Source organism: Thermomonospora echinospora (genome assembly GCF_900108175.1).
GTDB lineage: Bacteria > Actinomycetota > Actinomycetes > Streptosporangiales > Streptosporangiaceae > Thermomonospora > Thermomonospora echinospora.
Genome location: NZ_FNVO01000014.1, coordinates 1 through 12,794 on the forward strand (window position 1 = coordinate 1; position 12,794 = coordinate 12,794).

Annotated in this window: 16 protein-coding genes; 6 read left to right on the top strand and 10 right to left on the bottom strand. The window is 69.3% G+C overall.

Features of this window, described 5'->3' with window-relative positions; translation table 11 throughout:
• The coding region (locus C4U03_RS42885) for a biotin/lipoyl-containing protein (RefSeq protein WP_146087540.1) at window positions 1–503 on the top strand (503 nt) is incomplete at its 5' end.
• 76 nt (window positions 504–579) lie between these two features.
• Entirely contained in the window at window positions 580–1,413 is an 834-nt protein-coding gene (locus C4U03_RS26545; protein WP_235018160.1) for an alpha/beta fold hydrolase, read from the top strand.
• A 106-nt stretch (window positions 1,414–1,519) separates the two neighbouring features.
• Here C4U03_RS26545 and C4U03_RS26550 read toward each other — a convergent pair whose 3' ends face one another.
• On the bottom strand, window positions 1,520–2,959 hold the full coding sequence (locus C4U03_RS26550) for an MFS transporter (RefSeq protein ID WP_160147110.1): 1,440 nt from the start codon (window positions 2,957–2,959) through the stop codon (window positions 1,520–1,522).
• A 413-nt stretch (window positions 2,960–3,372) separates the two neighbouring features.
• Here C4U03_RS26550 and C4U03_RS40635 point away from each other — a divergent pair, with 413 nt between their 5' ends.
• Entirely contained in the window at window positions 3,373–3,879 is a 507-nt protein-coding gene (locus C4U03_RS40635) for a nuclear transport factor 2 family protein (protein ID WP_160147111.1), read from the top strand.
• 187 nt (window positions 3,880–4,066) lie between these two features.
• Window positions 4,067–4,915: an NAD-dependent epimerase/dehydratase family protein gene (locus C4U03_RS26560; RefSeq protein WP_103941268.1), complete on the top strand. Its 849-nt coding sequence runs from the start codon at window positions 4,067–4,069 to the stop codon at window positions 4,913–4,915.
• Window positions 4,916–4,947: 32 nt separating this feature from the next.
• Here C4U03_RS26560 and C4U03_RS26565 read toward each other — a convergent pair whose 3' ends face one another.
• Window positions 4,948–5,760 carry a class I SAM-dependent methyltransferase gene (locus C4U03_RS26565; protein ID WP_327373701.1) on the bottom strand — a complete coding sequence of 271 codons (813 nt, stop codon included), beginning with the start codon at window positions 5,758–5,760 and terminating at the stop codon, window positions 4,948–4,950.
• 155 nt (window positions 5,761–5,915) lie between these two features.
• Between C4U03_RS26565 and C4U03_RS26570 the strand changes: the two genes are divergently transcribed.
• On the top strand, window positions 5,916–6,497 hold the full coding sequence (locus C4U03_RS26570; protein ID WP_103941272.1) for a TetR/AcrR family transcriptional regulator: 582 nt from the start codon (window positions 5,916–5,918) through the stop codon (window positions 6,495–6,497).
• Between the two features lie 48 nt (window positions 6,498–6,545).
• Here the strand turns inward: C4U03_RS26570 and C4U03_RS26575 are convergent, their stop codons facing one another.
• The 5 genes from C4U03_RS26575 to C4U03_RS26590 form a co-directional block, all read right to left on the bottom strand.
• Window positions 6,546–6,977: an SMI1/KNR4 family protein gene (locus tag C4U03_RS26575; RefSeq protein ID WP_103941274.1), complete on the bottom strand. Its 432-nt coding sequence runs from the start codon at window positions 6,975–6,977 to the stop codon at window positions 6,546–6,548.
• Window positions 6,978–7,028: 51 nt separating this feature from the next.
• Window positions 7,029–7,172 carry a hypothetical protein gene (locus C4U03_RS40640; RefSeq protein ID WP_160147112.1) on the bottom strand — a complete coding sequence of 48 codons (144 nt, stop codon included), beginning with the start codon at window positions 7,170–7,172 and terminating at the stop codon, window positions 7,029–7,031.
• Window positions 7,169–7,729 (bottom strand): LLM class flavin-dependent oxidoreductase, encoded by a 561-nt coding sequence (locus tag C4U03_RS26580; RefSeq protein WP_103941276.1) that lies wholly within the window; start codon window positions 7,727–7,729, stop codon window positions 7,169–7,171. Before C4U03_RS26580 ends, C4U03_RS40640 begins: the two co-directional genes overlap by 4 nt.
• A 47-nt stretch (window positions 7,730–7,776) precedes the next feature.
• Complete coding sequence (locus tag C4U03_RS26585; RefSeq protein ID WP_160147113.1) at window positions 7,777–8,226, bottom strand: ester cyclase; 450 nt, start codon at window positions 8,224–8,226, stop codon at window positions 7,777–7,779.
• Window positions 8,227–8,543: 317 nt separating this feature from the next.
• On the bottom strand, window positions 8,544–8,813 hold the full coding sequence (locus C4U03_RS26590; protein WP_103941280.1) for an Atu4866 domain-containing protein: 270 nt from the start codon (window positions 8,811–8,813) through the stop codon (window positions 8,544–8,546).
• 136 nt (window positions 8,814–8,949) lie between these two features.
• On the opposite strand from C4U03_RS26590, the gene C4U03_RS26595 reads away from it, so the two are divergent.
• The gene (locus C4U03_RS26595) at window positions 8,950–9,804 is read left to right on the top strand and encodes a helix-turn-helix transcriptional regulator (RefSeq protein WP_103941282.1); all 855 of its coding nucleotides are present in this window, start codon (window positions 8,950–8,952) and stop codon (window positions 9,802–9,804) included.
• A 263-nt stretch (window positions 9,805–10,067) separates the two neighbouring features.
• Here C4U03_RS26595 and C4U03_RS26600 read toward each other — a convergent pair whose 3' ends face one another.
• The 3 genes from C4U03_RS26600 to C4U03_RS26610 are packed head-to-tail and all read right to left on the bottom strand — an operon-like array spanning window position 10,068 to window position 12,741.
• The gene (locus C4U03_RS26600) at window positions 10,068–10,865 is read right to left on the bottom strand and encodes a 2-keto-4-pentenoate hydratase (protein ID WP_103941284.1); all 798 of its coding nucleotides are present in this window, start codon (window positions 10,863–10,865) and stop codon (window positions 10,068–10,070) included.
• Entirely contained in the window at window positions 10,862–11,869 is a 1,008-nt protein-coding gene (dmpG, locus tag C4U03_RS26605) for a 4-hydroxy-2-oxovalerate aldolase (RefSeq protein WP_103941286.1), read from the bottom strand. The genes C4U03_RS26600 and dmpG overlap by 4 nt, the downstream gene beginning before the upstream one ends.
• A complete protein-coding gene (locus C4U03_RS26610; protein ID WP_103941288.1) occupies window positions 11,866–12,741 on the bottom strand; it encodes an acetaldehyde dehydrogenase (acetylating) in 876 nt (291 codons plus the stop codon). The genes dmpG and C4U03_RS26610 overlap by 4 nt, the downstream gene beginning before the upstream one ends.
• Between the last annotated feature and the right edge of the window lie 53 nt (window positions 12,742–12,794).

Genomic DNA, 12,794 nt, shown 5'->3' on the forward strand with positions numbered 1-12,794 from the left:
GGGTGGTGCTGGAGGACCCGGCGTACGCCTCCGAGCCGTTCTCCGTCCACACCCGCTGGATCGAAACCGAGTTCAACAACACCATTGCGCCGTACGAGGACCGGCCCACCTTCGACGGGGAGCAGCCGGCCGGGCGTCAGACCGTGGTCATCGAGGTGGAGGGCAGGCGGGTGGAGATCTCGCTGCCCACCCTGGCGGGCGAGTCCGCCGTGTTCGGCCGGTCCGGTGCCGGCGACGGCGCGAAGGCCAGGCCCAGGGCGGTGAAGAGGGCCCGGTCGGCGCCCTCCGGCGACGCCCTGCTCTCACCCATGCAGGGCACGATCGTCAAGGTCGCCGTGGCGGACGGCCAGCCGGTGGAGGCCGGTCAGCCCGTTGTCGTCCTGGAGGCGATGAAGATGGAGCAGCCCATCACCGCGCACCGGTCCGGCACCGTCAGCGGGCTGTCCGCCGAGGTCGGCGGGTCCGTCTCCGCCGGCGCCGTCATCTGCCAGATCAGCGGCTAGGGGCGCCATGACGCGGCGTTCATCACCCTTGCCGACTCAGGGCGCCCGTGGCGGCGTTCGGGTGCGTACCGTCGAGGTGAACGCGGCCGGTCTCCGGCTGTCCGGACTGCTCGCCGTCCCACCCGCATCCCCGCCGAAGGCCGTGATCGTCGCCCTGCACGGGGCCGGCATGAGCGCGGGATACTTCCACAGCCAGGCCGACCCGGCCGCGTCACTGCTGTCACTCGCGGCCGCACGCGGCTATGCGGCGCTCGCGCTGGACCGGCCGGGATACGGCGTTTCGGTGACCGAGCTGCCCGACGGGCTGGAACTGGACGAGCAGGCGGGACGCATCCGTCACGCTCTCACCGACTACCGCGGCCGTCACCCGGCCGGGGCGGGTTTCTTCATCGTTGGCCACTCGCTGGGCGGCAAGCTGGCGCTGACGGTCGCGGCGGGCTGGAGCGGCGACGCACTGCTGGGCGTGGACGTCTCCGGCATCAGCGATCGCTGGGCCGTCGATCCCGCTGTGCACCGCGACATGAACGACCGGCGTACCCGGCCCCTGAGCTGGGGACCGCTCCGTCTGTACCCGCCGGGGACCTTCCGGCACGCGATGGAACTCGCCGCACCGATCCCGCTGAGGGAGTTGGCCGAGATACCGCACTGGCCGCACCGGTATCCGGACGTGGCCCGCCGGGTGCGGGTTCCGGTGCGGTTCACCTTCGCCGAGTACGAACGCTGGTGGCGCTGCGATCCCCAGACCGTCGAGGCCATGACGGCGCGCCTGGCCGCTCCGCTGGTCCGTACCGAACGACTGGCCGAGGCGGGACACAACATCAGCCTCGGATACGCCGCCCGCGATTACCACCTCGGCGTTCTCACGTTCGTGGAGGAGTGCCTGGGCCGATCGGAAACCGGTAAGGGGTGAGCCGGGGACGTCAGTCCCTGCGCCGTCGCATTGTCCACACGCTCCCATGACGATCAGTGCCCCAAGGCCGTGGCCCCGGGGCACCGTTCAGCTTCAGCGGTGGCGACTACGCGTCCTGCTGCTGTCTGTTCGGCGCGAGGATGAAGCACAGCGCCGCGCTGATCAGCAAGGCCGCCAGCACCGCGATTGTGCTGGTGGTGAACGCCGTCTGGTATCCCTCGTGATCGTCCAGGACGGTGAAGAAGACCGTGCCGAACGCGGCGACGCCGACCGCGCTGCCGAACTGCTGCCCGGTGGTCCAGACACCGGAGGCCGAGCCGGCGTACTCGGGCGGCACGGCGGACAGGAACAGGGTGGTCAGCGGCGGCATGACGAAGGTCATCCCAACGCCGAGCGCGAACAGGCCGGGCACCAGCGACCAACTGTTGACGGTCGGCGACGTCGCGTGCACGGCGGTGAGCAGGGCGATCCCGCCCGCCACCGACAGCAGGCAGCCGGCGAGCACGATGAACCGTCCGAACCGGATCGTGAGCCGGCCGGTGAGCATCGCCATGACGAGGCCGCCCGCGGCGAACGCGATCGAGACCAGGCCCGCCTCCAGCGCCGAGAAGCGCTGGCCGTCCTGCAACCACAGCGGGAAGATCATCATGAAGCCGCTGAAGCCGGAGAACGCCAGCAGCAGCACGAGCAGCCCGCCGGCGCCGGTGCGGTTGCGGAACAGGGCCACCGGGAGCAGGGCGCCCGCCCGCCGCCCCGGGTCGCGGTGCTCGAAGACCGCCAGGCCCAGCACCGCGAGGATCCCGGCGGCGAGGCAGAGCCAGCACCACACGGGCCAGCCGTAGGCGCGGCCCTCCAGCAGCGGGAACACGATCGCGACCAGCCCGACGACGAGCACGCCGGTGGCGGCCCACCGGGGGCGGGTCCCCCCGGGCACGCGGCTCTCCGGGACCAGCCAGATCGCGAGGGGGATCAGCGCGACCGCCACCGGCACGGTGATCAGGAAGATCGTGCGCCAGCCGAGCCCGCCGATGTCCGCGGTGATCAGCGCACCGCCGAGGATCAGCCCGCCGGCCTGGGTCACGCCGGAGACCAGCCCGAACGTGCCGAACACCGTGGCGCGTTCCCGGCCGGTGAAGATCGTGTAGAGGATGCTCATCACCTGGGGGGCGATGGCGGCGGCGGCCAGTCCCTGGAACACGCGCGCGGTGATCAGCTCGGCCGGGCTGCGCGCGATCCCGCACCACAGGCTGGTCACCGCGAAGCCGATGATGCCCAGCAGGAAGATGAGCTTGCGACCGCGCAGGTCACCCAGCCTGGCGGCGGTGATCAGCGCGACCGCGAAGGACAGCAGGTAGGCGGCGGATATCCATTCCAGGTCGGTCGGGCTGGCGCCCAGGTCGCGCTGGATCGAGGACAGTCCGACGTTGACGATGGTGACGCTCAGCAGGTCCAGCATGAACGCCACGAGGAGCACGACCAGCGCGGCCCATCGGCGTGGATACACCGCCTCGGAATCGGGTGGGGCGGATGTCGTTTCTGCAGTCACACGGCACTCCTGGTCGGCCGGGAACGAAGAAGGCATGGCAGGACGCGGGCCCTCGCGGCGGATCGTGCCGGCATGCGGACCGATCCGGACCGATCGGTCCGCAATCGCATTATTGGCGGGTCGGTGAAGGACTGTCAAGCGGAAAGCGCCGTCCGGGACCGATCGGTCCAACGTTGTGGGCCCGGTTACCGCAAAACCCCTCAAAGCATCCTGCATCACCCTCGCGAACGCCATCGCGGCCCGATCGGGCAAGCGGGCGGTCGTTCCTTCGGCCGAACCACAGAACTGGACGTGAACTCTTGTCATCGCGGTACCCGCTTGCGACGGTTGGAATATCGCCGACCCGGCTCCGACGGCGCGCCGCATTCGTGCTCGTGCATCGCCCCGGCGGCCCCGATCCGAAAGGTGGCAGGATGCCAGAAGAACTGGATACCGCCAGCACGCTGAAGCAGCTTGAAAAGCGCGTTGAGGAACTGGAGGCCGTGCGGGACATCACCCGCCTGCGCGCCGAGTTCCACCGCTCCCTCAACAACCGCGAATGGGACACCCTGGCCGGCCTGTTCACCGACGACGCGCACCTCGACTACGGCGAGTACGGCCAGGCCCACGGGAGCAGGGAGGTCCGGGACTACTACGGTCAGCTCCTCGAGCAGATCAGGGACATGCGCAACGCGACGGCGATCTTGCTCAAGAACTTCATCCACGGGCACCAGGTCCATCTGCAGGGCGAGAACACCGCCACCGGCGTGTGCTTCTTCGAAGAGCAGATCAGATTCAACCAGGACAGCCACGCGTTCAGCAGCATCGGTCAGTTCTCGGACAAGTACGTTCGAATAGGCGATCGCTGGTACTTCGCGAAGGTGGAACTCGACCACTATTGGGTCGTCCCCGACAACGACGGCTGGCGCTGGCCCTGGTAGTTCGGGTCGAATCCCGTGCCCGCCGCAGTGGGGACCCGCGAGCGGGTAAGATCGCGCCACCGCCGTGATCACGAGATCGGGGCGGAATTACTACGATCGGCGGCGACCCGCGACCGCCGGTGTTGTTACGAGCCGATTCGGCGGCGTGCGCGACCGCCCAGTTCATCGCCCATTTTCAGGAGTCCCCATGGCCATTTTGGTGACCGGTGCCACCGGTCGCGTCGGCAGCCGATTCGTTCCCCGCCTGCTTCGAGGGGGCGAGCCCGTCCGCGTCCTGGCCCGCGACCCGCGACGCGCCGAGCTGCTCGGCCGGCTCGGCGCCGAGGTCGTCATCGGAGACCTGCGCGCCGCCGGAACGCTCGCCGACGCTCTGGAGGGGGTGGACGCGGTCGTTCACCTCGGCGCGGCGTTCCGCGACGTCCCCGACAAGGAGGCGGTCGCGGTCAACCACACCGCGACCGTCGAACTGGCCGAGGCCTCGCTGCGGGCCGGTGTCTCCCGGTTCGTCCATGTCGGCACGACCCTCGTCTACGGCAACGGCCGCGGTCGGCCCGCCCGGGAGTCCGACGAGCCCGCACCGCCCGGCTGGGCCTACACCACGAGCAAGGTAGCCGCCGAAAAGACCCTCCTGCGACTCCATGAGGCGCAGGGGCTGCCGCTGTGCATCGTCCGCCTGGCGTTCGTCTACGGCGAAGGCGATCCGCACCTGGCCGAATCGCTGCACTGGGCGGGGGACTGGCCGCCGCACAAGCGGCTGCACCTGGTGCACCACGCCGACGTCGGGCAGGCCCTGCTGCGGGTCCTGCGAGCAGACGGGGTGGACGGAGAGATCTACAACGTGGCCGACGACGCGCCCGTCACCTACCTGGAGTTGCAGAACCTCAACGGCGAACCTGGCACGGCCGGCACGGCGGGGGACCGGAGCTTCGACGATCCGTGGGAGGGCATCGTCGACACGTCCAAGATCCGCCATGAGCTCGGCTTCCGACCGATCTATCCCACCGTCTACACCGCGGAGGCGGCCGGAGCCCTGTGAGCGCGACGGCGTGAGGACCGGGGAGCCACCGGTCACCTCCGCCGGGCGCGTACGTGGTGCATCGGCGTGAGCACCCGCCCGCGCTCGTCCACCCGCAGCGCGTCCAGGGGCGGTGCGCCGGCGGTCTCCGTGCCGCCCGCTGCGGTGCCCGTCTGCTGCATCTTGGCGAGCAGTTCGCGAGTGAACCCGGTGGCGAAGACGGTGTCCGCGATGTCCTCGATCCGCCAGTGCCGGTCCAGATTGGCGTGCAGGTCGTCCGTGCTGACCAGGGCCTCCTCGGCGATCGGCGTCCCGGACGGCACGGATTCGGCGAAGCAGAACAGGTGCAGCACGGCGCCCGGCCGGCACACCCGGTGTAGCGCGGCGGTGTACGCCGACCGCTGCTCGCCGTTCAGGCAGTGGTACAGGCCACTGTCGAGGACGGTGTCGAAACCGGTGCCGATGTCGCGCAGTTCGGTGGCGTCGGCCACCAGGAACCGCACCCGGACGCCCTGCTCCGAGGCGCGCCGCCCGGCCTGCTCGATCGCGCTGGGCGAGCCGTCCACCCCGGTCACCTCGTGGCCGTTGCCGGCGAGCAGGATCGCGTTCTCGCCCAGCCCGCACCCCACGTCGAGCACCTTGCCGCGAAAGCCCCCCGCCTGTTCCAGCTCCACGATCACAGGTTGCGGTTCCCCGATGTCCCACGGAATGAAATTCGCGTCCGGATCGGAGCCCTCGAACCTCGCACGGCCCGCATAAAGCGCGTCGAAGTCATAATCCTCCTGGGAGAAAGTTCGTTCTTCCGTGGCCATTCCGGGCACTCCCGTCCACTCGCCGGTTTGTCGATCATACGGGGCGACATGCATAATCGATGGTAGGCGAATGAATGGCAGTGGTGCCAGGTGGAAGCGACGAAACTACGGGTCACCACCGGTTTTCGGGACGCATGCGCCATCGTCGCGGTCGCCCGGCCGGAAGCCTCCGCCTGCTGCCGGACTGATTGGTCTGGTATTATCGCGACATGCCTCGGCAACCGTCCACCAGCGTGCGTGAACGCATTCTCGACGCCGCGACCGACCTGTTCGACCGCTATGGCGTCCACGCCGTCGGGATGCAACGCATCATCGACGAGGCCGGCTGCGGCAAGCAACTGCTCTATCGGGAGTTCGGCAGCAAGGACGAGCTCGTCACCGCCTACCTGCACCGCTGCGAGGGGAGCTGGGAGCGGAGCCTGGCGGTGGCGCTCGGGGCGAGCGAGCGCCCGGAGGAGCAGCTGGTCGAGCTGGTGCGGCTGGTGGGCGCCGGCGTGCCCGGCCCCCGCGGCTGCCCGATACGCAACACCTACGCGGAGTTCCCCGAAGAGGGGCATCCCGTCCACCAGGCGGCACTGGAGCACTTCGGGGCCGTGCGCGAGCAACTCTGCGAGCTGGCCCGGCGCACCACGGCGGTCGATCCGGAACGGCTCGCCGACCGCATACTGCTGATCATCAATGGGCTTTTCACCGCGGGTTCCGCACTGAGCACGGCGGAGAACGCCAGGGTCGCCGTGGAACTCGTCCGGGACGTGATCGCCTTTGAAACGGCGGCGGAACGCGTCGGTTGACGCCCGTCGAGAAATCACTTCACCGGCGAAGTCTGCGAGGCGTACGGGTCACAGCCGGATATCGTCGGTGAGCCATGCCTCGATGAAGTGCTCCAGGGACGGTGCGACGCGGCGGCGATTGTCGGTCCGGTGGTCCCAGACGAAGATGTCCGGCCTGCCTTCGGGGACGAGGGCGTAGGCGAACAGGTTGCCGTCCCGGGGAACGTCGGAGAAGAACAGCAACTGGTCGAACGACATGTAGAGCCGTTTCAGGGCGGGGTAGGTGCGCATCTCCACGTTGCCCTGGACCAGCTGCTCGGCGGAGAACACCAGGTTGTACCCGTTGCCGTCGACCACGCCATCGGTCTCACCGAGCAGTTCGGCCAGGTCGTCGGGAAGCAGGTGCCCCAGCGTCTCCTCGGCCCGGTACAGCGCCTGTTTCGTGGCCGGCGAGGCGAACCGGGCCTGGGAGGTGTGTCGTTCGATCAGCTCGCGCCACATTCGCGCATCATGACGAAAGCGGGCCCGCGCCGTCCAGTCCACCCCTGCCCGTCAAAGCTTCGCCTGCTCGTCGGAGCGGCCGCGCAGCCACTCGCCGACGACGCTGAAGGACAGGATCGTCAGGAACAGTACGGTGGCGGGGACGAAGGCCAGGTGCGGCCGGCTCTGCAGCTGGTTGCGCCCGTCGGCGATCATGTTGCCCAGCTGGGGATGGGGGCGACCACGCCGAGCCCGAGGAAGCTCAGGGCGGCCTCGGCCAGGACCAGCACGGCCGCGATGACGCCGGCGTAGGCGGACACCGGCGGTGCGACGACGGGCAGCAGTTCGCGCAGCAGGATCGTGGTCCGCCGCGCGCCGAGCCCGCGCGCGGCCAGCACGTACTCGGCATCGGCGTGCTGCAGCGTCCGGCTGCGCGCCAGCCGGGCGAATGACGGGAACACGGCGATCGACAGCCCGACGACGATCGTCGCGATCAGGCCGATGCGACTGGTCGCCGCCGCGTAGGCCGACAGCAGCGTGATGGGCTCGAGGAGCGGCACCCGGTACCTGGTGTTGGGCAGCAGTAGCGGCGCGTCGGCGATGAAGATCGAGTCGAGCCTGCCCCGCTCCGCGAGCCGGACGAGCTCGATGTCGTAGGCGATGTCGTCGTAGCGGGAGAGGTCGTGGCCGGTCCGGCGCCAGGCGGCGATGTGGTGGCCTGCGGGGTCGAGATGGAGGTTGAAGTGGAGCTGTCGATCGCCTGGCCGAGACACGGTTCCCTACCTCTGTCGAATGCGTGGTGTCGTGGCGCGCCGGGCGGTCAACCGATGCTGATGCTTCCCTGCCCGACCTGCTCGACGAGCGCGTACCGATCGGCGACGCGGTCGACCCGGCTGACCTTGCCGTTGCGGAACGTGAAGATCATGTGCTCTTCGATCTCGAACTCCTTGTCGCTCGGCCGCAGCCCCATCAGCTCGCCGATCACCCGACCGCGGAGCGTCAGCCGCACGGCGACCTTGTCGCCCTCGGCGATCATCGCCTCGACCGTCGGCGGACCGCCCGCCAGCACCGTCCGCATGTAGCGGTTGTGCTCCCGGAGGCCCTCCAGCCCCTGTCGTCCGTGCGGCAGTGTGTTCGCCGGCAGCTCGACGTCCTCATGGAAGAACTCGGCGAGCCGGTCGTCGGCGGCATCGTCGCGTCGGCCACTGGCCCGTGCGTAGTACCTGCGCAAGATCTCCTTGTTGGTCCTGGCGAGGTCCTTGTCGGTCATGGCGTTCCTCATGGGTCCGGCGACACGTGCATGAAGTCGCCGTCAGCCGACCTGCGCGGGCACACCGGTACGAGCGACGACGAGGTACTACACTAACCAGATCTGGATTTAGGTATATAGAACCTTGAAGTCATCACTATCGATTCGCCTAGGACCTATCTCACACTCCGGAAGCCCACACACCGACCGGGGCCCTCCAGCCAAGCCCTCGGCCTTGCGACCGGGGGCGGCCTGGGACCTGCCGACCTGCGCCAGTCGGGGTGTCCTGCACGGATGGAGCGCCCGTCCTGGTGTTGCTCTCACTTTCGAGACGCCCGTCAGGAGGCGGGCCGCTCGCGGTACAGCACGAGGTGCTCGTGGTAGAGCACGCCGCCGCGTACGTCTCCCGTGGCAGTGAAACCGGTGTCGTCGACGTATTCGATATGACTGCCCGTGACCGTGTAACGACCGGTGTAGGCACTGGCGCGCGAGCCGCGCGCCTCGTCGTAGCGACCGTCCGCACGCAACTCCTGACGGATGTAGCCGTCCGCAGTGACCCACATGCCGACGACGCCGATGTCCGGACCGTGCGCCGAATCCTTGGCCATGGCTGACCTCTCGCTGGTGGTAGGGAATGTCCTGCACCACCGATTCTGGTCAGCGCCCCACAGGCCGGCCAGGACGCCTTGAGCCTGGGTGTGACACGTCCAGGCACCCGGTCGCCACGCTGCATAGTCTGACGACATGGCTGACAACGACCTGGGAGAATTCCTGCGGAGCCGCAGATCCGGGCTCCGGCCCGAGGAGATCGGCATGCCGAGCCACGGCGCCCGCCGCGTTCCCGGGCTGCGTCGCGAGGAGGTCGCGGTGCTCGCCGGCATCAACGCCGACTACTACACCCGCTTGGAGCAAGGCCGCGAACGCCGCCCGTCTCCCCAGGTGCTCGACGCGCTCAGCCGCGCGCTACGCCTCGACGGCGACGCCCGGGCGCACCTGCACCGGCTCGCCGGCACGGTGCCCGAAGGCCCGGCCGTACTCGTACCCGACCAGGTCAGCCCCACGTTGCGGCAACTGATGGACGGCTACACCCACACGCCCGCCTTCGTCCTCAACCGGACCCTGGACCTCCTGGCCACCAACACGCTGGCCTACGCCCTCTATTCACCGTTCCACCCGGCGGACAACCTGGCCCGCATGGCATTCGCAGACCCCGCAGGACGTACCTTCTACCAGGACTGGAACCGGGCCGCCCAGGCCACGGTCGCGAATCTGCGCGAGGCGGTCGGCTACGAACCGGACAACCCGCGCCTGCGCGAACTCGTGGACACTCTCACCCGCCACAGCACGGACTTCGCCCGCCTGTGGGCCGGCCACAGCGTGCGCGGTAAGACCCACGAGACCAAGATGCTCCTGCACCCCGACGTCGGCCCTCTCATGCTCCATTACGAGGCATTGGACGTGCGACGGGCCCCCGGCCAGCAACTCGTGATCTACCATGCCGAGCCCGGCAGCGGCAGCGCGCAAGCTCTGCACCTGCTCGGCTCCATCCACGCCACACGCACCCGGCAGCCCGCCCCACGCGGCGCCGACCATGTCTGATGCAGGTCTGCTCTTACCGGCGCTGGAGGTGCTGCCCAGCTTCCACGCCTCCACCAGGCGTTACAGGCTCGCCTTCAACAAAATCCGCAGCCGCCGCGTCGAAAGGGGAAACCAAGGCGATAAAGCCGGATCGGTATCTATCCCGGTCTGTCAACCCCCTGGAAGCGTGGAGACTTCCCGATAGGTGATCTTGTTCCTGTGGTGCGCCGCGTATCGGCGGCCCGCAGCCCAACCCGGGTGCATCCGCTGACGGTTCCTCTCTGTCAGGACGGGTCATCCTCGGCCAGCATCGCCGTCACCCTCCCGATCCCGGGGAATTCCGCCATGATGCTGTCGCCCGGCGCGATCGCGATGGCCCTGGTGATGGAGCCGGACAGCACGACCTGGCCCGGTTCCAGCGACACCCCCAGCGCGCCGATGGCGTTCGCCAGCCAGGCCAAAGCGTTGAACGGCGTGCCGAGGACCGCCGCTCCCGTGCCGGTTTCGATGACCGTGCCGTTCCTGAGCAGAGCGCAGCTCACGGACGGCAGGTCGACCTCGGCCGGATCGATCGGCGTGCTTCCGAGGATCGCCGCCCCGGACGACGCGTTGTCGGCGATCGTGTCGACGATCGTGATCTTCCAGTCCCGGATCCGGGAGTCGACGATCTCGAGCGCCGGCAGCAGGTATCGCACCGCCCTGCCGGCGTCGTCGACCGTCACGCCGGGTCCGCGGAGCGGAGCGCCGAGGACGAAGGCGATCTCCGGCTCGATCCGGGGCTGGAGGAACGCGCCGGCCGGGATCGGCCGGTGCTCCGGGTGGAACATGCTCGCGGTCAGATGACCGTAGTCGGGCTCGTGGACGCCCATCTGCCGCTGGATCACGGCCGAGACCAGGCCGATCTTGTGGCCGCGGACCCGGTCTCCGGCTTCGGTCCAGAACCGCACCTGCTCCTGCTGGATCCGATAGGCGTCGGCGATCGTCGCGCTGGGGTAGGTCATGCTCAGGGGAGGAATCGGCGTGCCCGACCGGTGGGCGTCGAGCAGCGCGGCGGCCGCCTCACGGATCTCGGAAGTCCTCACTGACGCGCTCCATACCGGCTGGAGAGCTCCGCCGCGACGTCGATGATCATGTCCTCCTGGCCGCCGATGACCTCACGCCGACCCAACTCCAGGAGGAGTTCGCGCACGGGCACGCCGTACTTGCCCGCAGCGCGCTTGGCCGGATGGAAGAAGGTGGAGTACAGACCGGCGTAGCCGAGCAGGAGCGCGGTCTCGTCAACGATCTGGGGTTCGACCATCAACGGTGCCATGACGTGCTCGGCGACCTCGATCAGCGCGAAGACGTCGACTCCCGGGTCGTGACCGGCTCGCTCCAGCGCCGCCGCGAGAACCTCCGTCTGGGCGTTGCCCGCGCTGGCCCCCAGACCTCGCAGCGACCCGTCGATGTAGGTCGCGCCGTGCTCGACCGCGGCGAGCGCGTTGCCGATGCCCACTCCCAGGTTGTTGTGGGCGTGGAAGCCGATGTCGGCGTGGACCGCGTCGCGCAGCGCGGCGACGCGGGCCCCGGCGGAACCGGGCACGAGCGCCCCAGCGGAGTCGACCACGTAGATCACCTGCGCGCCGTAGGAGTCCAGCTTGGCGGCCTGCTCGGCGAGGGCCGCGGGTTCGAGCTTGTGGCTCATCATCAGGAAGCTCATGACGCGCATGCCGTGGTCGCGGGCGTGGCGGATCGGTTGCTCGGCGCAGTCGGCCTCGGTGCAGTGCGTGGCGACCCGTACCGTGGTCGCGCCCGCGTCGCGGACGGCGTCCAGGGCCGCGAGCGTCGAGATCCCCGGCACGTACAACACGGCGATGTCCGCCCTGTCCGCCGCGGTGACGGCGGCCTGGACGTACTCGACGTCCGTCGCGGCGGCGATCCCGTACTGGATCGAGGAGGCGCCGATGCCGATGCCGTGGGCGACCTCGATGACCCGGACACCCGCCCTGTCCAGGCCCCTCGCCACCGCCCCGACCTGGTCCGGCGTGAACTTGTGCGAGACGCTGCTCATGCCGTCGCGCAGGCTCGTGTCCACAAGAGTGATCATCGGGCGGCTCCCAGGGTCTGCTCCGCGATCCGTTCGGCGACGGCGACCGCGGCGGCGGTGATGATGTCGAGATTGCCGGCGTACGCGGGCAGGAAGTCGCCCGCGCCCTCCACCTGCACCATGACGGTGACCAGATCGCCGTCGACCTCCACGAGTCGCAGCCGGTAACCCGGCACGTAGCGGCGGACCTTCGCGACCATGTCCCGCACGGCGTGCTCGATCCGGTCGGCGTCACTCCGGCGTACCTTCGCGTACACGGTGTCGCGCATGACCATGGGAGGCTCGGCCGGATTGATCAGTGAGAACGCCTTGGCCTCGTCCACTCCGGCGACCGCGGTCAGGGCTTGCCCGGTCTTCTCGCTGAACTCGCTGAGGTTCCACCGGGTGCCCGGACCGGCGCTGGCGCTGGCGATGGTCGCGACGATCTCGCCGTAGGAGACGTCGGCGACCTGATCGATCGCATACAGGAGGGGGATGGTGGCCTGTCCCGCGCAGCTGACCATGTTGAGGTTCGGCGCCTGCAGGTGCTCGTCGAGGTTGACGGCGGGTACGACCCATGGCCCGACCGAAGCGGGTGTCAGGTCGATCGCGGTGATCCCCGCGGCCGCGTAACGCGGTGCGGCCGCGGCGTGCACCTTCGCCGAGGTCGCCTCGAAGAGCAGCGGGGGCCGGTCCGATCGGCCGAGCAGCCAGTCGGCGCCCTCCGCGGACACCTCGACGCCGAGGTCCTTCGCCCGCCGCAGACCCTCGCTGTCCGGGTCAATGCCGATCATGAAACGCGGGTCGATGAGCTCGGATCGGCGGAGCTTGTAGAGCAGATCCGTTCCGATGTTGCCCGAACCGACGATCGCCGCCGGGACTTTCGCGGGCATGCGCGCCCTCCTCATGACGAAAGGTGTTGCCTTCCCCGCAGGCCAGCGGCCGG

Bases quoted from the DNA above. Each gene is read 5' to 3' on its own strand.
- C4U03_RS26610 (WP_103941288.1), bottom strand. From the start codon at position 12,741: ATGCCCGCGAAAGTCCCGGCGGCGATCGTCGGTTCGGGCAACATCGGA.
- C4U03_RS40635 (WP_160147111.1), top strand. From the start codon at position 3,373: ATGCCAGAAGAACTGGATACCGCCAGCACGCTGAAGCAGCTTGAAAAG.
- C4U03_RS26585 (WP_160147113.1), bottom strand. From the start codon at position 8,226: ATGACCGACAAGGACCTCGCCAGGACCAACAAGGAGATCTTGCGCAGG.
- C4U03_RS26565 (WP_327373701.1), bottom strand. From the start codon at position 5,760: ATGCATGTCGCCCCGTATGATCGACAAACCGGCGAGTGGACGGGAGTG.
- C4U03_RS26570 (WP_103941272.1), top strand. From the start codon at position 5,916: ATGCCTCGGCAACCGTCCACCAGCGTGCGTGAACGCATTCTCGACGCC.
- dmpG (WP_103941286.1), bottom strand. From the start codon at position 11,869: ATGATCACTCTTGTGGACACGAGCCTGCGCGACGGCATGAGCAGCGTC.
- C4U03_RS40640 (WP_160147112.1), bottom strand. From the start codon at position 7,172: ATGATCGCCGACGGGCGCAACCAGCTGCAGAGCCGGCCGCACCTGGCC.
- C4U03_RS26595 (WP_103941282.1), top strand. From the start codon at position 8,950: ATGGCTGACAACGACCTGGGAGAATTCCTGCGGAGCCGCAGATCCGGG.
- C4U03_RS26560 (WP_103941268.1), top strand. From the start codon at position 4,067: ATGGCCATTTTGGTGACCGGTGCCACCGGTCGCGTCGGCAGCCGATTC.
- C4U03_RS26590 (WP_103941280.1), bottom strand. From the start codon at position 8,813: ATGGCCAAGGATTCGGCGCACGGTCCGGACATCGGCGTCGTCGGCATG.
- C4U03_RS26575 (WP_103941274.1), bottom strand. From the start codon at position 6,977: ATGTGGCGCGAGCTGATCGAACGACACACCTCCCAGGCCCGGTTCGCC.